Here is a 23428-nt window from a genome sequence, read left to right on the forward strand (position 1 = left end):
GTTTCCCTGTGGGAGCGAGCCTGCTCGCGATGGCGGTCTTAACGACTCAGATACATCCGGGTCGTCAGCAGATAGACCGGTAACCCCGACACTAATATCAATAACGCCGCATAAGGCGCCGCAGCGGCAAATTCAACATTCGCGGTATGCGCCCAGACTTCCGTCGCCAGTGTATTCAGCCCGGTCGGACTCAACAGCAAGGTCGCCGTCAGTTCCTTCATCGCATCCAGGAACACCAGCGCAAACGCTGCACCCAGTGCCGGGAAAATGATCGGCAGTGTCACTCGGCAGAAAGCGCTGAAAGACGAGGCGCCCAGCGTGCGTGCCGCTTCTTCAAGCTGCGGTGCCGCCTTGTTCAGGGCGGTGCGGATCGGCGCCTGGGCTAGCGGCAGAAACAGCAGTGCGTACGCGATCAGCAGCAATGCCGAAGTCTGGTACAGCATCGGCACGTAGTGCAGGGCGAAATACACCAGGGTCAGGGCGATGACCAGTCCCGGCAGGGCGTGCAGCAGATACGGCAAGCGCTCGGCCCAGATCGCCAGTTGGCCCTTATGGCGCACGACCAGCAGGCCGACCGGCACCGCCAGCACCAGGCAAAACGCAGCGCCACCCAGCGACAGCGCGAGGGATGACAGCAATGCTTCACCGATGGCTGCCATTGGAAAGGCTGCCGATGATCCGACTGCCAGCCAGTAAGCCAGCATGCCCAGCGGAATCCCGCTGCCGACGATTGCCAGCAGCAGGCAATAAAGCTGTCCTGCCACAGCCCAGGGTCCCAGGTGAACCTGCTCCGCCTGCCGCGCCGCACCCTGGCCGGTGCGCACGTGTCGACCTTTGCCGCGCACGCGCAGCTCCAGCCACAACAACGCCAGGCACAGCATCAGCAGTACGGCGGAGAGCATCGCCGCATTGGCATTGCTGAATTCCAGCTCGAACTGCTGATAGATCGCGGTGGTGAAGGTTTGCAGGCCGATGATCGACAGCGCGCCGAATTCCACCAGCATGTGCAGGGCAATCAGCAAGGAGCCGGCGAGCAGCGACGGCCAGAGCAGCGGCAGTGTGACCTTGAAGAACGCGCCCCAGCGGTTCTGTCCCAGCGTGCGCGCCGACTCTTCCAGTGATGGGTCGAGATTGCGCAGGGTCGCCGCCACCGGCAGGAAAATCAGCGGGTATTTAGAGAGCGTCATCACCAGAATCGCTCCGCCGAGCCCTTCGAAATGAGCGCTCAATGAAACCCAGGTGAAGCTGCTGACAAACGCCGGTACGGCAAAGGGCAGGCACAGGATCACACCCCACAGGCGTCGCCCCGGCAGACTGCTGCGCTCCAGCAACCACGCCAGCGACAGGCCGATCACGCCGCAGGCCAGTGTCACGCCGACCATCAGTGCCAGAGTGTTGCGCAGCAGTCCGAACACATAGGGGCGCCACAGCAAGTGCAGCGCCTCGGCCCAGCCTGCTTGCCAGGCCTTGAGCCCGACATAGGCCAACGGCAGCAGGCTGAGCACCACCAGTAGCAAAACCGGCAGTACCAGCCAGATTGATGGCCGCTTGCGTCGTGGCATGTACCCGCCATGCGCGGAAAGCGATGCGCTCATCAGTTCAGGCCAACGTCACGTTCCAGGTCCAGGGCTTCTTCGGCATTGCCCAGGTCGGCTGGCGTGACTTTCGGTGCTTGCAGCTCGTTGAATGGCTTGAGCCCGCGATCAGACTCCATGCCTTTGTGCAGCGGGTATTCGGCGGTGGTCTGGGTGATCACGCGCTGGCCTTCCTCGCTGGCCATGTAGGCGAGCAATTGCTGTGCTTCTGTTGGGTGTTTGCTGGATTTCAGGACGGCTGCGCTGGACACGGTGATCAGCCCGCCGACGTCGCCACCGGTGAAGTAGTGCAGTTTCGAATCGAGCTGGCCTTTTTCACGCTGCAAGGCGAACCAGTAGTAGTTGTTGACCAGCACGGTGGCCACTTCGCCATTTTCCACGGCTTTGAGCGCGACCATATTGTTGCTGTAGGTCTTGCCGAATGCGCGCAGCCCGGTCAGCCATTCTTCGGCAGCGTCCATGCCGTGCACTTTGATGATGGCGACGGCTTGTTCCTGGAAGGCACCGCTGGTGGGCACGAAGCCGACCTTGCCTTGCCATTTTGGATTGGAGAATTCCATCACCGAGGTCGGCAGGTCTTTTTCATCAATCAGCTTGGGGTTGTAGGCGACGACGCGCACCCGGGCAGTTACGCCAATCCAGGTGCCATTGCTGGCGACGTATTCCTTGGGCAGAACGGCCAGCGTGGCGTCATCCGCCTTGGCCAGCAGGCCTTGTTCGCCAAGTTTGTTCAGTGGCGGCGATTCTTCGGTGTAGATCACATCGGCAGGGGAGCGATCGCCTTCTTCGACGACCTGGCTGGCGAGCTGGTTGCTGCTGCCTTTGCGTACATTGACGTGGATCCCGGTCTTGGCTTCGAAGGCTTTGGCGACCGCGTCGCCGACTTCTTTGTGTTGGCCGTTGTAGAGCGTCAGGGAAACCGGGTCGGCGGCTTGGGTGAGGGGAGTGGCAAGTGCCAGGCCGAGCAGGGTAATGGTCAAGCCGCGGCGCAGGGTATTTCGAAACATCATTCGCAGGGTTCCTCACTGTCGCATTGCAAAAACTTGTAACAATGATAAACGATATTGTTTCTCAAATGCGCCTTGCGGGTTGGATTTGCTTTTGGCACGGGCTGCCGATGACCCTGTAGGAGCGAGCCTGCTCGCGATGGTCTCCAACGATAACGCGGGGTGCCTGCATGCAAATGTTGTCTGGGCGTGCATCGCGAGCAGGCTCGCTCCTACAGAAGGGCGGTAGAGAAGATTTCTGGATGCCAGAAACGCAAAAACCCGCTTTCGCGGGTTTTTGTGAAGTTAAAGGCCGTAACCTTGAACTTGAATTGGTGCCCAGAAGAAGACTCGAACTTCCACGACCGTAAGGTCACCAGCACCTGAAGCTGGCGTGTCTACCAATTTCACCATCTGGGCATTCATCTTCAGCGTTGCCGCTGTTGATGTGGCGCACTATACGGAGAGCGTTTTGATCTGTAAACCCCTGATTTTAAAAATTAATAAACCAGTGGTCCAGAATGCAAAAACCCGCTTTCGCGGGTTTTTGTGTGAGCCTTGAAATTGATCTAATCTCAAGCTCGAAATTGGTGCCCAGAAGAAGACTCGAACTTCCACGACCTTGCGGTCACCAGCACCTGAAGCTGGCGTGTCTACCAATTTCACCATCTGGGCAGTATCGGCAACGTCTCCGTCGTCGATGGCGCGCACTATACGGAGCGTCTTTTTAACTGTAAACCCCCGGAATCAAAAAAACCTGGAAAATTTCGCCAGCGGTCTTCAAAACAGCTTTGCGGTGTCGATACAGGGCTTTAGATGGGTCGTCTTAGCCTGAAATTTCCCGTTTCATTACGCCTATGCCAAACTAACCCGCATATAGACAAGGTGAAAACTCTCTAATGGCCGATTGGCAGTCCCTCGATCCCGAGGCCGCTCGTGAAGCGGAAAAATATGAAAACCCTATTCCTAGCCGCGAACTGATCCTTCAGCACCTTGCTGACAGGGGTTCGCCTGCTAACCGCGAGCAACTGGTCGAAGAGTTTGGTCTGACCACAGAAGACCAGATCGAAGCCCTGCGCCGCCGCCTGCGCGCCATGGAGCGCGATGCTCAACTCATCTATACCCGTCGCGGTACTTATGCGCCGGTGGACAAGCTTGACCTGATCCTGGGCCGCATCAGCGGTCACCGCGATGGTTTCGGCTTCCTGGTGCCGGACGACGGCAGTGACGACCTGTTCATGAGCCCGGCGCAGATGCGTCTGGTGTTCGACGGTGACCGTGCCCTGGCGCGTGTTTCCGGTCTGGATCGTCGTGGTCGCCGTGAGGGCATGATCGTCGAGGTGGTGTCCCGTGCTCACGAGTCCATCGTCGGTCGCTACTTCGAAGAGGGCGGTATCGGTTTCGTCGTCGCGGATAACCCGAAGATCCAGCAGGAAGTGCTGGTGACGCCGGGCCGTAATGCCAACGCGCAGATCGGTCAGTTCGTCGAAGTGAAGATCACTCACTGGCCGACGCCACGCTTCCAGCCGCAAGGCGACGTGGTTGAAGTCGTGGGCAACTACATGGCGCCGGGCATGGAAATCGACGTCGCCCTGCGTACCTATGACATTCCTCACGTCTGGCCTGACGCCGTGCTCAAGGAAGCCGCCAAGCTCAAGCCGGAAGTTGAAGAGAAAGACAAAGAGAAGCGCATCGACCTGCGCCATCTGCCGTTCGTCACCATCGACGGCGAAGATGCCCGCGACTTCGACGATGCGGTCTATTGCGAAGCCCGTCCGGGCAAGCTGCGTCTGTTCTCCGGCGGCTGGAAGCTGTACGTGGCGATTGCCGACGTATCCAGCTACGTGAAGCTCGGTTCGGCGCTGGATGCCGAAGCGCAGGTTCGCGGCAACTCGGTGTACTTCCCCGAGCGCGTGATTCCGATGCTGCCTGAGCAGCTGTCCAACGGTTTGTGCTCGCTGAACCCGCAAGTCGACCGTCTGGCCATGGTTTGCGAGATGACCATCTCCAAGTCCGGCGAAATGACCGACTACTGCTTCTACGAAGCGGTGATCCACTCCCATGCGCGCCTGACCTACAACAAAGTCAGCGCCATGCTGGAAACGCCGAAAGCCACCGAGGCGCGCAAGCTTCGCGGCGAATACACCGACGTCGTGCCGCACCTCAAGCAGCTGTACTCGCTGTACAAGGTATTGCTGGCGGCCCGTCATGTTCGTGGCGCGATCGATTTCGAGACCCAGGAAACCCGGATCATCTTCGGTTCCGAGCGCAAGATTGCCGAAATCCGTCCGACCGTACGCAACGACGCACACAAGCTGATCGAGGAATGCATGCTGGCGGCCAACGTGGCCACTGCCGAATTCCTGAAAAAGCACGAAATTCCTGCGTTGTACCGCGTTCACGATGGTCCGCCGCCGGAGCGTCTGGAAAAACTGCGCGCCTTCCTCGGTGAGCTTGGTTTGTCCCTGCACAAAGGCAAGGACGGTCCGTCGCCGAAGGATTACCAGGCATTGCTGGCCGGTATCAAGGATCGTCCGGATTTCCACCTGATCCAGACCGTCATGCTGCGTTCGTTGAGCCAGGCGGTGTACAGCGCTGATAACCAGGGCCACTTCGGCCTGAATTACGAAGCCTATACCCACTTCACCTCGCCGATCCGCCGCTATCCGGACTTGCTCACGCATCGCGCAATCCGCAGCGTGATCCATTCGAAGCAGAACACCCCGCACGTTCGCCGTGCCGGTGCGATGACCATTCCGAAGGCGCGCATCTATCCGTACGACGAAGCGGCCCTGGAGCAGCTCGGCGAGCAGTGCTCGATGAGCGAGCGCCGTGCCGACGAAGCGACCCGCGACGTGGTGAACTGGCTCAAGTGCGAGTTCATGAAAGATCGCGTGGGCGAGTCGTTCCCGGGTGTGATCACGGCCGTGACCGGTTTTGGTCTGTTCGTCGAGCTGACCGACATCTACGTCGAAGGCCTGGTGCACGTCACTGCGCTGCCGGGCGATTACTACCACTTCGATCCTGTGCACCACCGCCTGGCCGGTGAGCGCACCGGTCGCAGCTTCCGCCTGGGCGACACCGTGGAAGTGCGGGTCATGCGCGTCGACCTCGACGAGCGCAAGATCGACTTCGAGATGGCTGAAAAAACCATCAGCGCACCGATCGGCCGTAAAAAACGCGGTACCGAAAGTGCAGCGCCTGCAGCGAAAGTCGAAGTGGAGGCGGCTCCGGCAAAAACCGGTCGCCGTCCTGCCAAGGAAAAGGCTGTGGAAGCCTATCGCCCGAGCGATGCCGCGGCGAAAAACGCCGAAGTGCGCAAAAGTCGTGAAATGAAACAGGCGTTGCTGGCCGGTGCGAAAAGCGGCGGTAAAGCGGCATCTGGGGGAAAGACCAGTCGGTCGGCGCCTGACAAGGCCGTCGGCGGCAAGCCAGCCAAACCGAGCAAACATCGTAAAGGCCCGCCAAAAGCGGGCTCGGCTCCAGCCAAGAGTGGCGGGGCGCGTAAACCTAAGGCCAAGCCATGAGTCAGTTGGAAAAGATCTACGGCGTTCATGCTGTAGAAGCGTTGTTGCGTCACCACCCGAAACGCGTCAAGCAGATCTGGCTGGCCGAAGGCCGCAATGATCCTCGGGTCCAGACGCTGATTGAGCTGGCCAACGAAAACCGGGTCCAGGTCGGCCAGGCCGAGCGCCGCGAAATGGACGCCTGGGTTGAAGGCGTGCACCAGGGCGTGGTCGCGGACGTGAGTCCGAGCCAGGTCTGGGGCGAGGCAATGCTTGATGAGCTGCTCGATCGCACCGACGGCGCACCGTTGTTGCTGGTGCTTGACGGTGTGACCGATCCGCACAACCTCGGCGCCTGCCTGCGCTCCGCCGATGCGGCGGGCGCGCTGGCAGTGATCGTACCGAAGGACAAGTCGGCCACGCTGACTCCGGTTGTACGAAAAATCGCTTGCGGCGCGGCGGAAGTGATTCCGCTGGTTGCCGTGACCAACCTGGCGCGTACCCTGGAAAAGCTCCAGCAGCGCGGCTTGTGGGTTGTCGGTACGGCCGGCGAGGCTGAGGTCAGTCTGTATGACCAGGATCTCACCGGCCCGACCATCCTCATCATGGGCGCCGAAGGCAAGGGCATGCGTCGCCTGACCCGTGAGCATTGCGACTATCTGGTGAACCTGCCGATGGCCGGTAGCGTCAGCAGTCTCAACGTTTCCGTGGCCACCGGCGTTTGCCTGTTCGAAGCGCAGCGTCAGCGCAGTGTCAAAGCCAAGGCCGCCGCCAAGAAATCCTGATCCGGTTGCAGTCCCTGTGGGAGCGGGCTTGCTCGCGAAAGCGGAGTAACATTCAGCAAAGATGTTGAATGTCGTACCGCATTCGCGAGCAAGCCCGCTCCCACAGTGTTTTGCGGTGTGGCATGAATTTGGTGGCTGTTCAAATAATCACCAATTACCTTGCGCCTCCCTCGCCCCTTCTCTACAATTGCGCCCCTTGCTGTGACGGCAGGCACGCATGTGCCTTACCCACGCAAGTCCATAAGTGTCATTCACTCCTTGTCTGACCGCTTTTGAGCGGCAGGCTACAACCCGTAAGGAGCATTCATGCGTCATTACGAAATCATCTTTTTGGTCCACCCGGATCAAAGCGAGCAAGTCGGCGGCATGGTTGAGCGTTACACCAAGCTGATCGAAGAAGACGGCGGCAAAATCCACCGTCTGGAAGATTGGGGCCGTCGTCAACTGGCCTACGCAATCAACAATGTTCACAAGGCTCACTACGTGATGCTGAACGTTGAGTGCACTGGCAAGGCCCTGGCCGAGCTGGAAGACAACTTCCGCTACAACGATGCAGTGATCCGTAACCTGGTCATCCGTCGCGACGAAGCCGTTACCGGCCAGTCCGAGATGCTCAAGGCTGAAGAAAACCGCAGTGAGCGCCGTGAGCGTCGCGACCGTCCTGAGCACGAAGGCGTTGAAAGCGCTGACAGTGATGACAGCGACAACAGCGATAACGCTGACGAGTAATCCACGGACCTTTTAAGGAGCCTATCAAATGGCACGTTTCTTCCGTCGTCGTAAATTCTGCCGCTTCACCGCTGAAGACGTGAAAGAGATCGATTACAAAGATCTCAACACTCTGAAAGCCTACGTATCCGAGACCGGCAAAATTGTTCCAAGCCGCATCACCGGTACCAAAGCTCGTTATCAGCGTCAGCTGGCCACCGCTATCAAGCGCGCCCGCTTCCTGGCCCTGCTGGCCTACACCGACAGCCACGGCCGCTGAGACCGGGCAGTCGACACGTAGCAAAGGATTGAATGCATGCGGGCCATAGCTGAGTTCATCATGCGCGGCCGTATGCAGGCCACTCTGGTAGTGGCTGGATGCGCGGCGATGCCGTTGTTGTATTGGTTGGGTGCTGCCGCCGGATGCCTTGTGCTCCTGCGGCGCGGATTGAGGGACGCCCTGGGCGTTCTTGCTCTGGGACTGCTGCCGGCATTGGCCTGGTGGCTTTACTCCGACGACCCACGGGCACTTCTGGTGCTGCTGGGGTCTGCGAGCCTTGCGTTGGTTTTGCGCGCAAGCGAGTCCTGGAACCGCGTGCTGCTGGTCAGCATAGCGATGGGAGTGGTGTTTTCAGTGGTGTTGGGGACAGCTTTTGCTCCCCAGATCGAGATGCTGGCGCAGGCTTTGATCAAAGTCATGCCGTCGCTACTCGGTGATGTCTACCAGAAGTTGTCGGTAGACGAACAAGCGCGTTTCGCGTCCCTGATTGCACCGGTCCTGACCGGCCTGATTGCGGCGTTGTTGCAAATCGTCAGCTTGCTGAGCCTGCTTGTCGGGCGCTACTGGCAGGCGTTGTTGTACAACCCGGGCGGTTTTGGTCGCGAGTTTCGCGCCATCCGCATCCCGCTGTTGCCGGCGATGTTGCTGCTGGCGTGCATGCTTCTGGGGCCGAACATCGGTCCGCAGTTGGCCATGTTGACGCCGTTGTGCAGCGTACCGCTGGTGTTCGCCGGGCTGGCCCTGATTCACGGGCTGGTGGCGCAGAAGCGACTGGCCAGGTTCTGGCTGGTGGGGTTGTACGTGACGCTGTTGCTGTTCATGCAACTGATCTATCCGTTGCTGGTGGTCCTGGCCATCGTCGACAGCCTGATTGATTTTCGCGGTCGTTCGGCACCGAAAGATGCCGATAACGCGAACGGTGAAGGTTAAAAGTTAAGAGGATTTTCACATGCAACTGATCCTTCTGGAAAAAGTCACCAACCTGGGCAACCTGGGTGACAAAGTGAACGTTAAGGCTGGTTACGGTCGTAACTACCTGCTGCCTTACGGCAAAGCTACCGCTGCGACCCCAGCCAACCTGGCTGCGTTCGAAGAGCGTCGCGCTGAGCTGGAAAAAGCTGCAGCAGATCGCAAAGCATCGGCTGAAAGCCGCGCTGCCCAACTGGCCGAGCTGGAAGTGACCATCACTGCCACCGCTGGCGACGAAGGCAAGCTGTTCGGTTCGATCGGTACTCACGACATCGCTGACGCACTGACCGCCTCCGGCGTTGAAGTGCAGAAGAGCGAAGTTCGTCTGCCGAACGGCACCATCCGCAACGTAGGCGAATTCGACGTAGCCGTGCACCTGCACGCCGAAGTTGAAGCCACCGTACGCGTTGTCGTGGTAGCAGCTTAAGCAGCACTTGTCGGCTGGCACCCTCGGGTGCTTGCCGGTAACATCGGGCACGATCCTGTTTACAGGTCGTGCCCTTTGTCTTTCTGGCATCCCAGTTTTTACATTCCTGCTTTCCAAAAAAAACCAAGTGGCCATGAACGAAATCTTAGCTCCCGAGCAATACGACCTGCAAACCGCCGCGCTGAAGGTGCCGCCGCATTCCATCGAGGCCGAACAGGCCGTGCTCGGTGGTCTGATGCTGGACAACAACGCCTGGGAGCGTGTGCTCGATCAAGTCTCCGACGGCGATTTCTATCGACATGACCACCGCCTGATTTTCCGTGCGATCGCCAAACTGGCCGATCAGAACTCGCCGATCGACGTTGTGACCCTTGCCGAGCAATTGGACAAGGAAGGTCAGACTTCGCAAGTCGGTGGCCTCGGATACCTCGGCGAGCTGGCGAAAAACACGCCGTCCGTCGCCAACATCAAGGCCTATGCGCAGATCGTTCGCCAGCGCGCGACCCTGCGTCAATTGATCGGCATCAGCACTGAAATCGCCGACAGCGCCTTCAACCCTGAAGGGCGCACGGCAGAAGAAATCCTCGATGAAGCTGAACGGCAGATCTTCCAGATCGCCGAGGCCCGGCCAAAAACCGGCGGCCCGGTGGGTGTGAACGAGTTGCTGACCAAGGCCATCGACCGCATCGACACCCTGTTCAACACCGACAACGCCATCACCGGCCTGTCCACCGGCTACACTGATCTCGACGAGAAAACCAGCGGCCTGCAACCGGCCGACCTGATCATTGTCGCCGGCCGTCCGTCCATGGGTAAAACCACCTTTGCGATGAACCTGGTGGAAAACGCCGTGCTGCGCAGCGAGAAGGCTGTCCTGGTGTACTCCCTTGAGATGCCAGGTGAATCGCTGATCATGCGTATGCTGTCTTCCCTCGGCCGCATCGACCAGACCAAGGTGCGTTCCGGTCAGTTGGAAGACGACGACTGGCCGCGCCTGACCTCGGCGGTCAACCTGCTCAACGACCGCAAGCTTTTCATCGACGATACCGCGGGCATCAGCCCGTCGGAAATGCGCGCCCGGACCCGCCGCCTGGTGCGCGAACACGGCGATGTCGGCCTGATCATGATCGACTACCTGCAGCTGATGCAGATTCCCGGTTCCAGCGGTGACAACCGGACCAACGAGATTTCCGAGATCTCCCGATCCCTGAAAGCCCTGGCCAAGGAATTCAACTGCCCGGTGGTGGCGCTCTCGCAGCTCAACCGTTCCCTGGAACAGCGGCCGAACAAGCGCCCGGTGAACTCCGACTTGCGGGAATCCGGAGCGATCGAGCAGGACGCCGACGTGATCATGTTCGTGTATCGGGACGAGGTGTATCACCCGGAAACCGAGCACAAGGGCATTGCCGAGATCATCATCGGCAAGCAGCGGAACGGGCCGATCGGCTTTATCCGCCTGGCGTTCATCGGTAAGTACACACGGTTCGAGAACCTGGCGCCGGGTAGCTATAACTTCGATGATGATGAGTAAGTTGTAGCGACTGTGCGGGCCTCTTCGCGAGCAGGCTCGCTCCCACAGGAACTTCATTGAACCTGTGGGAGCGAGCTTGCTCGCGATGGGGTCGCCGCAATTTCCGACCACAGTCGTCGGAATTGGTCAAAATTTGTGCTATATTCCGCGCCCGCGAAATTCAATGAAAGCCAACACCGGTTATCGACATGCAAGCAGCCAAGCCGTTATTTGACTATCCCAAGTACTGGGCCGAATGTTTCGGGCCAGCGCCGTTCCTGCCCATGAGCAGGGAGGAGATGGATCAGCTCGGCTGGGATTCCTGCGACATCATCATCGTCACCGGTGATGCCTACGTCGATCACCCGTCGTTCGGCATGGCGATCATCGGCCGGCTGCTGGAGTCCCAGGGCTTCCGCGTCGGGATCATTGCCCAGCCGAACTGGCAGTCCAAAGACGACTTCATGAAGCTCGGCGAGCCGAACCTGTTCTTCGGTGTCGCGGCCGGCAACATGGACTCGATGATCAACCGTTACACCGCCGACAAGAAAATCCGTTCCGACGATGCCTACACCCCGGGTGGCCTGGCGGGCAAGCGTCCGGACCGCGCCAGCCTGGTCTACAGCCAGCGCTGCAAGGAAGCCTACAAGCACGTGCCGATTGTGCTCGGCGGCATCGAAGCGTCGCTGCGCCGCATCGCGCATTACGATTACTGGCAGGACCGCGTGCGCAACTCGATCCTGATCGACGCCAGCGCCGACATCCTGCTCTATGGCAACGCCGAGCGCGCGATCGTCGAGGTCGCCCAGCGTCTGTCCTACGGTCACAAGATCGAAGACATCACCGACGTGCGCGGGACCGCGTTCATCCGTCGTGACACGCCGCAAGGCTGGTACGAAGTCGATTCCACACGCATCGACCGTCCGGGCAAGATCGACAAGATCATCAACCCGTACGTCAACACCCAGGACACCGCTGCCTGCGCCATCGAGCAGGAAAAAGGTCCTGTTGAAGATCCGCAGGAAGCCAAGGTCGTGCAGATCCTGGCCAGCCCGCGCATGACCCGCGACAAGACCGTGATCCGTCTGCCGTCGGTGGAAAAGGTCCGCAACGACGCGGTGCTCTACGCCCACGCTAACCGCGTGCTGCACCTGGAAACCAACCCGGGTAATGCCCGCGCGCTGGTGCAGAAGCACGGCGAAGTGGACGTCTGGTTCAACCCGCCACCGATTCCGATGACCACCGAAGAAATGGACTACGTGTTCGGCATGCCTTATGCGCGCATTCCGCACCCGGCGTACGGCAAGGAGAAGATCCCGGCCTATGACATGATCCGCTTCTCGGTGAACATCATGCGTGGCTGCTTCGGCGGCTGCACCTTCTGCTCGATCACCGAGCACGAAGGCCGGATCATCCAGAACCGTTCCCACGAGTCGATCATTCGCGAAATCGAAGAAATTCGCGACAAGGTTCCCGGTTTTACCGGCGTGATCTCCGACCTCGGTGGCCCGACCGCGAACATGTACCGCATCGCCTGCAAGAGCCCGGAAATCGAATCCGCGTGCCGCAAGCCATCCTGCGTGTTCCCGGGTATCTGCCCGAACCTGAACACCGACCACTCGGCGCTGATCAAGCTGTATCGCAGTGCCCGTGAATTGCCGGGTGTGAAGAAGATCCTGATCGCTTCCGGCCTGCGTTATGACCTCGCGGTCGAGTCGCCGGAATACGTTAAAGAGCTGGTGACCCACCACGTCGGTGGTTACCTGAAGATCGCCCCGGAACACACCGAGGAAGGTCCGCTCAACCAGATGATGAAACCGGGCATCGGCAGCTATGACAAGTTCAAGCGCATGTTCGAGAAGTACTCCAAGGAAGCGGGCAAGGAGCAGTACCTGATCCCGTACTTCATCGCCGCCCACCCGGGCACCACCGATGAAGACATGATGAACCTGGCCCTGTGGCTCAAGGGCAACGGTTTCCGTGCCGACCAGGTGCAGGCGTTCTACCCGTCGCCGATGGCCACCGCCACCGCGATGTACCACTCGGGCAAGAACCCGCTGCGCAAGGTCACCTACAAGAGTGACGCGGTGACCATCGTCAAGAGCGAGGAGCAGCGTCGTCTGCACAAGGCGTTCTTGCGTTATCACGACCCGAAAGGCTGGCCGATGCTGCGTGAAGCACTGACCCGCATGGGTCGCGCCGACCTGATCGGGCCGGGCAAGAACCAGTTGATTCCTTTGCACCAGCCGTCGACCGACAGCTACCAGAGCGCCCGTCGCAAGAATTCGACGCCAGCCGGCAGCCATAAAGTGGCCAAGGAAAAGACCACCAAGATCCTTACCCAGCACACCGGCCTGCCACCGCGTGCCAGCGATGGCGGCAATCCGTGGGACAAGCGTGAACAGGCCAAGGCGGCGGCGTTCGCCCGCAACCAGCAGGCGGCCAAGGAACGCAAGGACGCGGCCAAGGGCAAGGGGCCGAAGCCGGCTCGCAAGCCCGTCGTGCCGCGCTAAGCCTCGCCTGCGCTGAACAGAACGCCAACCTCCGGGTTGGCGTTTTGCATTTCTGGAAGAGTAAAAGCTGTATCAAAGCCCGAGAGTGGGTTGTGGCAACTGGCCTCTTCGCGAGCAGGCTCGCTCCCACAATGAAATGCTTTCCTCCTGTGGGAGCGAGCCTGCTCGCGAAGAGGGCGGTACATTCACCAAAGAGCTTCCCAGGCGAAACCCCACTCGCCACATTTACGTGCAACCAAATCAACCCATTTTCCTGCAACGCCCGATTTTGGTGCTGTACTGCCTCCAGTAATCGAAGAAAGCGCCAGCAATGCGGGATGGCATAAGTCTTGCGCGCTTTCCCATACGCTCTAGGCTCGCAGGAGGCACGCCGTGTCGATTCATGTCGCATTGCACCATGTCACGCATTACCGCTATGACCGCGCTGTCGAGCTCGGCCCGCAGATTGTTCGCCTGCGTCCCGCCGCCCACAGCCGCACGCGGATTCTGTCTTATGCGCTGAAAGTCTCGCCCGAGCAGCACTTCATCAACTGGCAGCAGGACCCCCAGGGCAATTACCTGGCGCGGCTGGTGTTCCCGGAGAAAACCGAAGAACTGCGGATCGAGGTCGATCTGCTGGCGGAGATGGCGATCTTCAATCCGTTCGACTTCTTCCTCGAACCCTACGCGGAAAAGATCCCCTTCACCTATGCCGCAGATGAGCGCAAGGAACTGGCGCCGTATCTGGAAACCCTGCCGCTGACGCCGAAATTCAAGGCCTATCTGGACGGCATCGACCGCACACCGTTACCTGCCGTGGACTTCCTCGTCGCGCTCAACCAGCGCCTGAGCGAAGACATTGACTACCTGATTCGCATGGAACCCGGCGTGCAGACGCCGGAACACACCCTCGAACACGCCTCCGGTTCCTGCCGCGACTCGGCATGGTTGTTGGTGCAACTGCTGCGCAACCTGGGACTGGCGGCGCGCTTCGTGTCGGGTTACCTGATCCAGCTGACCGCCGACGTGAAAAGTCTCGACGGTCCGTCCGGCACCGAAGTGGATTTCACCGATCTGCACGCCTGGTGCGAGGTGTACTTGCCCGGTGCCGGCTGGATCGGCCTGGACGCAACCTCCGGGCTGTTTGCCGGTGAAGGACATATTCCGTTGGCCTGTAGTCCCGATCCGTCTTCTGCGGCGCCGATCAGTGGCCTGGTGGAACCCAGCGAGTGCGAATTCAGCCACGAAATGTCCGTGGAGCGGATTTGGGAAGCACCGCGGGTCACCAAGCCCTACACCGACGACCAGTGGCTGGCGATCCAGGCCCTGGGCCGACAGATCGATGCCGACTTGCTGGAGGGCGACGTGCGCCTGACCATGGGCGGCGAGCCGACCTTTGTGTCCATCGATGACCCGGACGGTGCCGAGTGGAATACCGCGGCACTGGGGCCGGACAAGCGGCGGTTGTCCGCCGAATTGTTCCAGCGCATGCGTAAACACTACGCGCCCAATGGACTGGTGCATTTCGGGCAGGGCAAGTGGTACCCCGGCGAGCAACTGCCGCGCTGGTCGCTCAATTGTTATTGGCGCCGCGACGGCGTGCCGATCTGGCACAACAGCGCGCTGATCGCCGACGAACAACAAGACTACGGCGCCGATGGCGCGCTGGCCGGACGTTTTCTGGCGAGTGTCGCCGAACGCCTGAAAATTCCGACCCGCTTCGTTTTTCCAGCCTACGAAGACAATTTCTATTACCTCTGGCGCGAAGGAATGCTGCCGCAAAACGTCAGCGCCGAAGATTCGCGTCTGGAGGAACCGTTGGAGCGGGCGCGTCTGCGCAAAGTGTTCAGCCAGGGGTTGGACAAGGTAATTGGCCAGGTCCTTCCGCTGGCACGCACCGCCAAGGGCGATCAGTGGCAGAGCGGCCGCTGGTATCTGCGCGAAGAGCACTGCCGTCTGGTGCCGGGGGACTCGCCGCTGGGCTATCGCTTGCCGCTGGGGTCGCAACCCTGGGTGAAAGCGGCGGAGTATCCATTCATTCATGCCCAAGACCCGAATCAGGCGTTCCCACCGCTGCCTGACACCGGTCAGCTTCAGAGCCAAGGCGCAGCCGTCACAGAAGACCGCGCACCCAAAATCGATGAGTCCGCCGACTGGCTGACCCGTACGGCCTTCTGTGCCGAGGCGCGGGAAGGCCGGTTGTACCTGTTCATGCCGCCGCTGGAGCGAGTCGAGGACTACCTTGAGCTGGTCGCTGCCATTGAAGCCACCGCTGAAGAACTGATGTGCCCGGTATTGCTGGAGGGCTATGAGCCGCCGAGCGATCCACGCCTGAGCAACTTCCGCATCACCCCGGACCCGGGGGTGATCGAGGTCAACGTGCAGCCGTCCGCGACCTGGGATGAATTGGTCGAGCGCACCGAGTTCCTCTACGAAGAAGCGCGCCAGACCCGCCTGACCACCGAAAAATTCATGATCGACGGCCGGCACACCGGGACGGGCGGTGGTAACCATTTCGTGTTGGGTGGCGCGACCCCGGGGGACTCGCCGTTTCTGCGTCGCCCGGATCTGCTGCGCAGCCTGATCAGCTATTGGCACAACCATCCATCGCTGTCCTATCTGTTTTCCGGATTGTTCATCGGCCCGACGTCCCAGGCGCCCCGCGTCGACGAAGCGCGCAACGATGCCTTGTACGAACTGGAAATCGCTTTTGCGCAAATGCCCTCACCGGGTGAGGAGTGTCCGCCATGGTTGGTGGATCGACTGCTGCGCAACCTGCTGATCGATGTCACCGGCAACACCCACCGCGCCGAGTTCTGCATCGACAAACTCTATTCGCCGGACGGTGCCACCGGGCGCCTCGGATTGCTGGAGCTGCGTGCGTTCGAGATGCCGCCCCATGCCCGCATGAGCCTGGCGCAACAATTGTTGCTGCGGGCGCTGGTGGCGCGGTTCTGGCGCGAGCCCTATGCACCGCCAAAACTCGCGCGCTGGGGCACGGAGCTGCACGATCGCTTCCTGTTGCCGCACTTTATCGAGCAGGATTTTGCCGATGTCATCGTCGACCTCAACGCCGCCGGCTATCCGGTGCGGGCCGAATGGTTCGCCGCGCATCTGGAGTTCCGTTTTCCCAAGGTGGGCGATTACGCCGTCAGCGGTATTGCACTGGAGCTGCGCCAGGCGCTCGAGCCCTGGCACGTGCTGGGTGAAGAGGGCGCCATGGGCGGCACGGTGCGTTATGTGGATTCGTCGCTGGAGCGTTTGCAGGTCAAGCTCAGCGGCTTGCCGCCCCAGCGTTATCTGCTGACCTGCAACGGCATTCCTGTTCCATTGCAGCCCACCGGGCGAGTCGGCGAGTTCGTCGCGGGCGTGCGTTTTCGTGCCTGGCAACCGGCCAATTGCCTGCAGCCGACCATCCCGGTCCACGCGCCGCTGGTATTTGACCTGCTCGATACCTGGATGCAGCGTTCGCTCGGCGGCTGCCAGTACCACGTCGCCCACCCGGGCGGGCGCAATTACGACAGCTTGCCGGTCAATGCCAACGAGGCCGAGAGCCGGCGGATGGCGCGCTTCTTCCGCATCGGGCACACGCCGGGGAAACTGCCTGTACCCCATCTGGACATTAACGATGAGCTACCGATGACGCTCGATTTGCGACGTTTCTAAACCGTCCGCGACGCTCGGATTTTTCGTATATCCGGGCGTCACGAGCCTGCGCTAGTCTGACCGATCATTGCTGTCTGCCGAGCTTTCCATGCCTGACCTGCTAGACCGCTACCCGCTGACGGCGGGCACCTATCACGAACTGCTCGACGACAGTGGCGCCGTGCGCCCGCACTGGCGCCGGCTGTTCGAGCAGTTGCAACGCAGCACGCCGGCGCAACTGGTGCAGCGTCAGGCTCTGCTGACCCGGCAAATCCAGGAAAACGGCGTTACCTATAACGTCTATGCCGACCCCAAGGGCGCTGACCGGCCGTGGGAGCTGGACCTGCTACCCCACGTCATCGCTGCCGATGAGTGGCAACAGTTGTCGGCCGGCATCGCGCAGCGGGCGCGTTTGCTCAATGCCGTGCTGGCTGACCTTTACGGTCCGCAACAGCTGATTGCCGAAGGCCTGCTGCCCGCCGAGCTGGTGTTCGGTCACAACAATTTCCTTTGGCCCTGTCAGGGGATCAACCCGCCTGACGGAGCCTTTCTGCATTTGTATGCCGTGGATCTGGCGCGCACACCCGATGGCCGCTGGTGGGTCACGGCGGACCGTACCCAGGCGCCTTCGGGGGCCGGGTATGCGCTGGAAAACCGCACGATTGTGTCCCGGGCCTTTCCCGAGTTGTACCGTGATTTGAAGGTGCAACACCTGGCCGGGTTCTTCCGTACCTTGCAGGAAACACTGGCTCGTCAGGCCCCGAGTGACGAGGACGCACCCTTGGTGGTGCTGCTGACACCCGGGCGGTTTAACGAAAGCTATTTCGAACATCTGTACCTGGCGCGTCAGCTCGGTTATCCGCTGGTGGAGGGCGGCGACCTGACGGTGCGCGACGCCACGGTCTACCTGAAGACCCTGAGTGGACTGCGCCGGGTGCACGCGATCATGCGTCGGCTCGACGATGACTTCTGCGACCCGCTGGAACTGCGCACTGATTCGGCCCTCGGAGTCCCTGGTCTGCTGGAAGCGGTGCGGCAGGGGCGTGTGCTGGTGGCCAACGCGCTCGGCAGTGGTGTGCTGGAATCGCCGGGCTTGCTGGGTTTCCTGCCGAAGATCAATCAGTTCCTGTTCGGCGAAGAGCTGATCCTGCCGTCCATCGCCACCTGGTGGTGCGGCGAAGCGCCGGTATTGGCCCAGGCCCTGGAAAAACTGCCGGAGCTGCTGATCAAACCGGCGTTTCCGTCCCAGAGCTTTGCACCGGTATTTGGCCGCGACTTGAGTGAAAAACAGCGCCAGGAGCTCGCCGAGCGCATGCAGGCACGGCCATATGCTTATGTGGCGCAGGAACTTGCGCAACTGTCCCAGGCGCCGATCTGGCAAGCCGAAGACGGTCAACTGCAACCCCGGGCCATCGGCATGCGCGTGTATGCGGTGGCCAGCCGTGAGGGATATCGGGTGTTGCCCGGTGGCTTGACCCGGGTCGCCGCGCAAGCCGATGCCGAAGTGGTGTCGATGCAACGCGGCGGCGCCAGCAAGGACACTTGGGTGTTGGGCGATCGAGCGCCCAGTGGCGAGCAATGGAAGGCCCAGCGCAACATCGGCGTGCATGATCTGGTGCGGCGCGATCCGTATCTGCCATCGCGGGTGGTGGAAAACCTGTTCTGGTTTGGCCGTTACTGCGAACGTTGCGATGACAGTGCCCGTTTGCTGCGCATCATGCTCGCGCGCTATGTCGACGGCGACGACCCGCAAGCCTTGCAGGCCGCAGTCGATCTCGGCGAACGGTTGATGCTGCTGCCCGATGAGGGCGAATTACCCGAACGCCTGTTGGCGGCATTGCTCGGTGACGACTGGCCGTTCAGCCTGCGTTCCAACCTGCAACGCTTGCAGTGGGCCGCTTCGCAAGTGCGCGGCAAGCTCTCGCGGGAAAACTGGCAAGCGCTGGTGGAGTTGCAGCGCGAAGCCATGGAGCTGGAAACCGAAGAACCGGATTTCGGCGAGTTGCTGGATTTCCTCAACCGTCTGGTGATGTCCCTGGCGGCGCTGTCCGGTTTTGCCCTGGACGACATGACCCGGGATGAAGGCTGGCGTTTCCTGATGATTGGCCGGCGGATCGAGCGCTTGCAGTTTCTCAGCGGCAGCCTGGCGGCGTTCCTGCGGGGCGCCGGGGTTTTCGATCAGGCCGGGCTGGAATGGTTGCTGGAACTGGGCAACAGCAGCATCACCTACCGCTCGCGCTATCTGGCGGTCGCGCAGTTGATCCCGGTGCTCGACCTGCTGTTGCTCGATGAGCAGAACCCTCACGCCGTGTTGTTCCAGTTGAAACTGGTGACACGCACCCTCAAGCGTCTCAACGACGACTTTGGCGTACCGCGTGAAACAGTACTGCCGCAATTGGTCGAGCGTCTGGCGCGATTCGATCTGGGCTGCCTGGAAAACCCGCTGTTCGGCGACGCCAGTGTTCGCGCCGCCATCGAAGGGCTGGCCGCACTGTTGCAGGAGATCGCCGACGCCAGCGGGCAAGTCTCCGATCGCCTGGCGCTGCGGCATTTCGCCCATGTCGACGATGTCAGCCAGCGCACGGTGTCTGTCTGATGAGCGCCCGTTACCAGATTTTCCACGACACCCATTATCACTACGACAGCCCGGTGTCCCTGGCCCAGCAGCTGGCGCATTTGTGGCCGCGCCCTTGTGCCTGGCAGCGTTGCACCGACCGGCAATTGCAGATCAGTCCGCAGCCAACCTCGCGTCGCGATGAGCTCGATGTATTCGGCAATCCGCTGACCCGGCTGGCGTTCGAGCGTCCCCACGATGAGTTGCTGGTCAACGCCAGTCTCACGATCGAAGTGTTGCCCCGACCTGTGCTGGACTTCAGTAAGTCTCCGGCGTGGGAACACACACGAAGCGCACTGACCTACAGCAGCCAACCGTTGTCGCCAGAATTGCTCGAAGCCTGCCGATACCGGTTCGAATCGCCGTATGTGCATTTGAAGAAAAACTTCGTCGAGTTCTCGCAAAGCTGTTTTCCACCCGGTCGACCGTTGTTGCTCGGCGTGCAGGCGCTGATGGAGAAAATCTTCAGCGAGTTCACCTTCGATGCTGAAGCTACCCAGGTGGCGACGCCGCTGGTGGAAGTGCTGGAGCGCCGACGCGGGGTCTGTCAGGACTTTGCTCACCTGATGCTCGCTTGCGTGCGTTCCAGAGGGTTGGCGGCGCGCTATATCAGCGGCTACCTGCTGACCCAGCCACCACCGGGTCAGCCACGGCTGATCGGCGCCGATGCGTCCCACGCCTGGGTTTCGGTGTTTTGTCCGGTGTCGGGGTGGGTGGATTTCGATCCGACCAACAATGTGCAGCCGGCGCTGGAGCACATCACCCTGGCCTGGGGCCGGGATTTTTCCGATGTGTCTCCGCTGCGGGGGGTAATCCTGGGAGGCGGTAACCATGACCCCGAAGTCCGCGTCACCGTGATGCCGCTGGAGTAATGAGGATCTATGTGGGAGCGAGCCTGCTCGCGAAAGGGGTCTGTCAGCCACAAAAATGTTGAATATGAGGCCGCATTCGCGAGCAGGCTCGCTTGTATGGTAGGACTTGAAGGGAGGAGGAGGGACAAGGCTCGATTCTGACTGTTGACGCAGTACAGACCGTGGGAGATATCGCCCCTCCTCCTTTCACCCAAGCGCCGATAAAGAATGCATCTGGCTAGACCGACGATAGGAACAAGCCTGCGCCTCTGGGTGAGCCCTTCAAGTGCTCAAACCTTATCCCGGAGGAAATCCTGTGGCAATGCCGGTCTCTCTATCAAAACCGATCGTGGGTGTGGATGTCGCCAAGAATGAACTGGTGATTTATCAGTCTGATGGTGATTTGCTTGAAGAGATTGCCAACACCAAAACATCCATCAAGCAGTGGCTGAAGGCGTTGTCGGGGACGGTGGCTATTGCCATTGAGGCGACCAACATCTACCACCTGGACTTCGCTGATCTGGCCTATGAGGCCGGTTGCACGATTTACATGGTGGGAGGCTATGAACTCAAACATTATCGCGAAGGCGTGAAAATCCGCGCCAAAACCGACGCACTGGATGCCAAGCTACTGGCTCGTTACCTGAAGAACGAAGCCGAGGAGTTGCGTCCTTGGACCCCGCCCTCACCGCTGTACCGCCAGCTCCTGAGCCTTTTCCGCCGTCGCGCAGCCTTGGTCCAGGCCAGGGTCGGCCTGGTGCAGAGCTGGTCGAATGAGCCGCTGCTCAAGGCGGCTTTTGCCGAGCAAGTGAAGTCCATGCAGCAGCTTGAGACGCTGATCGAAAAGACGATCAACGATCAGCTCAAAGAAGCCGGTTTGCTCGGTCAATTGAAGCGCTGCCTGAAAGTTGAGGGTATTGGTTTTTTGACTGGGGCCCGCTTGATAACCGCATTTCAGCGAGGGGATTTTAGAAACGCGGATGCATTTATCGCCTTCCTGGGCATGGATTTACGGGTGGCGAAATCAGGACAGAAGGACGCTCGCCGCAGTTTGACCAAGCGCGGTGACCCCGAGGCCCGCCGACTTCTGCACAATGCAGCGATGTCGGCTAGCCGTACGAAAGCCTGGAAAGGGTATTACGAAGAACAAAGAACTCGGGGGTTCAGCACCACTCAGGCGTTGGTGATGCTGGCTCGCAAGCTTGCTCGGGTGGTATTCGCCTTGCTGAAAGGGCAAAGCGAATATCAGCCAAAAGCCAGTTGAGGGCTTTCCCTCAACCATAGAATCTCCCACAGGGGATTGCGGTGTTCTGGAGTCATACGATTGGCCTGTGAGGATCGGCAGCCAAGCTGCCAATCCATTACACAGATCCGGTGGGCCAGATCAGATCAACCGGCCCGGAGGTTCTCAGGCGTCGGGCGCCGAGTCTTTCGGTGCATCAACATCGTCTTCTGCCGCCACTTCACCCTCAGGGTTCAGTGCCGCTTCTTCAGCTGTAGCTTTCTTGCGCTGAAGCTTTTCCTCTTTCTTCTGCTCCTTGGCCAAGTCTCTCTGACGTTTGGCGAAGGAATAATTAGGTTTAGCCATGGGCGATCCTCTGGGGTCGAAGGTGAGGTTGAGCGGCGCATATTCTGCCCTGTATCGGTGCCGAGCCGTTAGCTGGGTTTTTGCTCGGCCCACTTTGGCGCTACGGACGGTTGCCAGGCATCCAGAGCATCGAGCAGGTTTTGCGGCGATTCGCTCACTTGCAGCATGTCACGGTGCTGCCCGCGAACGAAGCCTTCGCCGACGATGTGATCAAGAAAAGACGTCAATTTGCTGTAGAAACCGTTCACTTCCAGTAATCCCAGCGGTTTTCCGTGGTAGCCGAGCTGGCCCCAGGTCCAGACTTCGAACAGTTCTTCGAGGGTGCCAAGGCCACCGGGCAGCGCGATAAAGGCATCGCTGAGTTCGGCCATCCGCGCCTTGCGTGCGTGCATGCCATCGACAACTTCCAGGCGGGTCAGGCCGCTGTGGCCGATTTCCTTGTCCTTGAGGCTTTGCGGGATGATGCCGATCACTTCTCCGCCGGCCGCCAGAGCCGCATCTGCGACGATGCCCATCAGCCCCACGGCGCCACCGCCATACACCAGGGTCAGCTTGCGTTCGGCCAGAGCCCGGCCAAGGGCCACGGCTGCTTCGCGGTAAGCCGGGTGGGTGCCGGTGCTGGCGCCACAAAATACACAAACGGATGTTAAAGACATGCCTTGCTCCATGGTCGATCAGGGCCACAGAGTAAAGGCAGGCGCGCGGCACTCCAAGGGCTAGACTTGGTGTTTTGGCGTTTCGTACGTACCGCTGGCGCCGCAGGCGTAGGCGGCCAGCAAACTGCACAACAGGCTGTTGATCGACATGACAGGCATTCCATTTGAAGGGGGACGGGCTGATGATAGGCCCGGGCCAGACACTTGGCCGTTAGATATTTCGCATCGGTGCCATAGCTCGAAAGTTGTATACAATTTTTGATTCAAGTCATATGAACTTGCGAAGTTTTCAGGCAGTCTTCTGTTTATTCGCGATTTCGTTAACCCTGCCTTGGAGATTCACCATGTTTGCCAAACTTGTTGCGGTATCCCTGTTGACACTGGCCAGCAGCCAATTGATGGCTGCCGAGTGCAAAGTCACTGTCGACTCCACCGACCAGATGTCTTTCGACACGAAGGCCATTGAAATCGACAAGAGCTGCAAGACGTTTACCGTGGAACTCAAGCACTCCGGCAGCTTGCCGAAGAACGTCATGGGCCATAACTGGGTGCTGAGTAAAGAAGCCGACATGCAGCCGATCGCCACCGATGGCCTGAGCGCCGGCATCGACAAGAACTACCTGAAAGAAGGCGACGCCCGTGTGATCGCCCACACCAAGATCATCGGCGCCAAGGAAACCGATTCAGTGACATTCGACGTGTCCAAGCTCGCGGCCGGTGAAAAGTACGGGTTCTTCTGCTCGTTCCCGGGCCACATCTCGATGATGAAAGGCACCGTGACCCTGAAGTAATCAGGTACACCGCGTCATCGTTCTT

The 23428-nt window shown here is 60.2% G+C and carries 17 protein-coding genes and 2 tRNA genes; 13 read left to right on the forward strand and 6 right to left on the reverse strand.

The annotated features are described in order from the left end of the window. Positions 1 to 38: 38 nt before the first annotated feature. The 4 genes from PPUTUW4_RS02330 to PPUTUW4_RS02345 all read right to left on the reverse strand — a co-directional run bounded on the left by PPUTUW4_RS02330 (position 39) and on the right by PPUTUW4_RS02345 (position 3256). The gene (locus PPUTUW4_RS02330) at positions 39 to 1595 is read right to left on the reverse strand and encodes an iron ABC transporter permease (protein ID WP_015093231.1); all 1557 of its coding nucleotides are present in this window, start codon (positions 1593 to 1595) and stop codon (positions 39 to 41) included. After that, positions 1595 to 2605 carry an extracellular solute-binding protein gene (locus PPUTUW4_RS02335; protein ID WP_015093232.1) on the reverse strand — a complete coding sequence of 337 codons (1011 nt, stop codon included), beginning with the start codon at positions 2603 to 2605 and terminating at the stop codon, positions 1595 to 1597. Before PPUTUW4_RS02335 ends, PPUTUW4_RS02330 begins: the two co-directional genes overlap by 1 nt. A gap of 309 nt (positions 2606 to 2914) precedes the next feature. Continuing rightward, a tRNA-Leu gene (locus tag PPUTUW4_RS02340) sits at positions 2915 to 3001 on the reverse strand. A 168-nt stretch (positions 3002 to 3169) separates the two neighbouring features. Beyond that, positions 3170 to 3256: transfer RNA gene (locus PPUTUW4_RS02345), tRNA-Leu, on the reverse strand. 224 nt (positions 3257 to 3480) lie between these two features. Between PPUTUW4_RS02345 and rnr the strand changes: the two genes are divergently transcribed. The 12 genes from rnr to PPUTUW4_RS02405 all read left to right on the forward strand — a co-directional run bounded on the left by rnr (position 3481) and on the right by PPUTUW4_RS02405 (position 21632). Then, positions 3481 to 6108, forward strand: a complete 2628-nt coding sequence (rnr, locus tag PPUTUW4_RS02350; protein ID WP_015093233.1) for a ribonuclease R — start codon at positions 3481 to 3483, stop codon at positions 6106 to 6108. Further along, positions 6105 to 6872 carry a 23S rRNA (guanosine(2251)-2'-O)-methyltransferase RlmB gene (gene rlmB, locus PPUTUW4_RS02355; RefSeq protein ID WP_007973273.1) on the forward strand — a complete coding sequence of 256 codons (768 nt, stop codon included), beginning with the start codon at positions 6105 to 6107 and terminating at the stop codon, positions 6870 to 6872. Before rnr ends, rlmB begins: the two co-directional genes overlap by 4 nt. A 306-nt stretch (positions 6873 to 7178) precedes the next feature. Beyond that, complete coding sequence (gene rpsF, locus PPUTUW4_RS02360; protein ID WP_007973274.1) at positions 7179 to 7601, forward strand: 30S ribosomal protein S6; 423 nt, start codon at positions 7179 to 7181, stop codon at positions 7599 to 7601. A gap of 28 nt (positions 7602 to 7629) precedes the next feature. Then, on the forward strand, positions 7630 to 7860 hold the full coding sequence (gene rpsR, locus PPUTUW4_RS02365; RefSeq protein WP_002551829.1) for a 30S ribosomal protein S18: 231 nt from the start codon (positions 7630 to 7632) through the stop codon (positions 7858 to 7860). A 36-nt stretch (positions 7861 to 7896) separates the two neighbouring features. Beyond that, positions 7897 to 8790, forward strand: a complete 894-nt coding sequence (locus PPUTUW4_RS02370; protein WP_015093234.1) for a hypothetical protein — start codon at positions 7897 to 7899, stop codon at positions 8788 to 8790. Between the two features lie 19 nt (positions 8791 to 8809). Then, positions 8810 to 9256 (forward strand): 50S ribosomal protein L9, encoded by a 447-nt coding sequence (rplI, locus tag PPUTUW4_RS02375; protein ID WP_007973276.1) that lies wholly within the window; start codon positions 8810 to 8812, stop codon positions 9254 to 9256. Positions 9257 to 9389: 133 nt separating this feature from the next. After that, positions 9390 to 10787, forward strand: coding sequence for a replicative DNA helicase (dnaB, locus tag PPUTUW4_RS02380; RefSeq protein WP_007973277.1), 1398 nt, complete (start codon positions 9390 to 9392; stop codon positions 10785 to 10787). A 188-nt stretch (positions 10788 to 10975) separates the two neighbouring features. Continuing rightward, complete coding sequence (locus tag PPUTUW4_RS02385; protein WP_015093235.1) at positions 10976 to 13279, forward strand: YgiQ family radical SAM protein; 2304 nt, start codon at positions 10976 to 10978, stop codon at positions 13277 to 13279. 372 nt (positions 13280 to 13651) lie between these two features. After that, complete coding sequence (locus tag PPUTUW4_RS02390) at positions 13652 to 16924, forward strand: transglutaminase family protein (RefSeq protein ID WP_015093236.1); 3273 nt, start codon at positions 13652 to 13654, stop codon at positions 16922 to 16924. 88 nt (positions 16925 to 17012) lie between these two features. After that, positions 17013 to 19499: a circularly permuted type 2 ATP-grasp protein gene (locus PPUTUW4_RS02395; RefSeq protein WP_015093237.1), complete on the forward strand. Its 2487-nt coding sequence runs from the start codon at positions 17013 to 17015 to the stop codon at positions 19497 to 19499. Further along, positions 19499 to 20389, forward strand: coding sequence for a transglutaminase family protein (locus tag PPUTUW4_RS02400; RefSeq protein WP_015093238.1), 891 nt, complete (start codon positions 19499 to 19501; stop codon positions 20387 to 20389). Before PPUTUW4_RS02395 ends, PPUTUW4_RS02400 begins: the two co-directional genes overlap by 1 nt. 301 nt (positions 20390 to 20690) lie before the next feature. Further along, entirely contained in the window at positions 20691 to 21632 is a 942-nt protein-coding gene (locus PPUTUW4_RS02405; protein WP_015093239.1) for an IS110 family transposase, read from the forward strand. Positions 21633 to 21776: 144 nt separating this feature from the next. Here PPUTUW4_RS02405 and PPUTUW4_RS02410 read toward each other — a convergent pair whose 3' ends face one another. Both PPUTUW4_RS02410 and PPUTUW4_RS02415 read right to left on the reverse strand, forming a co-directional pair. Further along, the gene (locus PPUTUW4_RS02410; protein WP_007973286.1) at positions 21777 to 21956 is read right to left on the reverse strand and encodes a hypothetical protein; all 180 of its coding nucleotides are present in this window, start codon (positions 21954 to 21956) and stop codon (positions 21777 to 21779) included. A gap of 68 nt (positions 21957 to 22024) precedes the next feature. Continuing rightward, a complete protein-coding gene (locus tag PPUTUW4_RS02415) occupies positions 22025 to 22612 on the reverse strand; it encodes a TIGR00730 family Rossman fold protein (RefSeq protein WP_007973290.1) in 588 nt (195 codons plus the stop codon). A gap of 344 nt (positions 22613 to 22956) precedes the next feature. On the opposite strand from PPUTUW4_RS02415, the gene azu reads away from it, so the two are divergent. Beyond that, a complete protein-coding gene (gene azu, locus PPUTUW4_RS02420; protein ID WP_015093240.1) occupies positions 22957 to 23403 on the forward strand; it encodes an azurin in 447 nt (148 codons plus the stop codon). Positions 23404 to 23428 lie beyond the last annotated feature (25 nt).

The sequence above is a fragment of the Pseudomonas sp. UW4 genome (genome assembly GCF_000316175.1).
Lineage (GTDB): Bacteria > Pseudomonadota > Gammaproteobacteria > Pseudomonadales > Pseudomonadaceae > Aquipseudomonas > Aquipseudomonas laurylsulfatiphila.

Coding starts and splice junctions, on each gene's coding strand:
- PPUTUW4_RS02330 (WP_015093231.1), bottom strand. CDS start 1,595: ATGAGCGCATCGCTTTCCGCGCATGGCGGGTACATGCCACGACGCAAG.
- PPUTUW4_RS02335 (WP_015093232.1), bottom strand. CDS start 2,605: ATGATGTTTCGAAATACCCTGCGCCGCGGCTTGACCATTACCCTGCTC.
- rnr (WP_015093233.1), top strand. CDS start 3,481: ATGGCCGATTGGCAGTCCCTCGATCCCGAGGCCGCTCGTGAAGCGGAA.
- rlmB (WP_007973273.1), top strand. CDS start 6,105: ATGAGTCAGTTGGAAAAGATCTACGGCGTTCATGCTGTAGAAGCGTTG.
- rpsF (WP_007973274.1), top strand. CDS start 7,179: ATGCGTCATTACGAAATCATCTTTTTGGTCCACCCGGATCAAAGCGAG.
- rpsR (WP_002551829.1), top strand. CDS start 7,630: ATGGCACGTTTCTTCCGTCGTCGTAAATTCTGCCGCTTCACCGCTGAA.
- PPUTUW4_RS02370 (WP_015093234.1), top strand. CDS start 7,897: ATGCGGGCCATAGCTGAGTTCATCATGCGCGGCCGTATGCAGGCCACT.
- rplI (WP_007973276.1), top strand. CDS start 8,810: ATGCAACTGATCCTTCTGGAAAAAGTCACCAACCTGGGCAACCTGGGT.
- dnaB (WP_007973277.1), top strand. CDS start 9,390: ATGAACGAAATCTTAGCTCCCGAGCAATACGACCTGCAAACCGCCGCG.
- PPUTUW4_RS02385 (WP_015093235.1), top strand. CDS start 10,976: ATGCAAGCAGCCAAGCCGTTATTTGACTATCCCAAGTACTGGGCCGAA.
- PPUTUW4_RS02395 (WP_015093237.1), top strand. CDS start 17,013: ATGCCTGACCTGCTAGACCGCTACCCGCTGACGGCGGGCACCTATCAC.
- PPUTUW4_RS02400 (WP_015093238.1), top strand. CDS start 19,499: ATGAGCGCCCGTTACCAGATTTTCCACGACACCCATTATCACTACGAC.
- PPUTUW4_RS02405 (WP_015093239.1), top strand. CDS start 20,691: ATGCCGGTCTCTCTATCAAAACCGATCGTGGGTGTGGATGTCGCCAAG.
- PPUTUW4_RS02410 (WP_007973286.1), bottom strand. CDS start 21,956: ATGGCTAAACCTAATTATTCCTTCGCCAAACGTCAGAGAGACTTGGCC.
- PPUTUW4_RS02415 (WP_007973290.1), bottom strand. CDS start 22,612: ATGTCTTTAACATCCGTTTGTGTATTTTGTGGCGCCAGCACCGGCACC.
- azu (WP_015093240.1), top strand. CDS start 22,957: ATGTTTGCCAAACTTGTTGCGGTATCCCTGTTGACACTGGCCAGCAGC.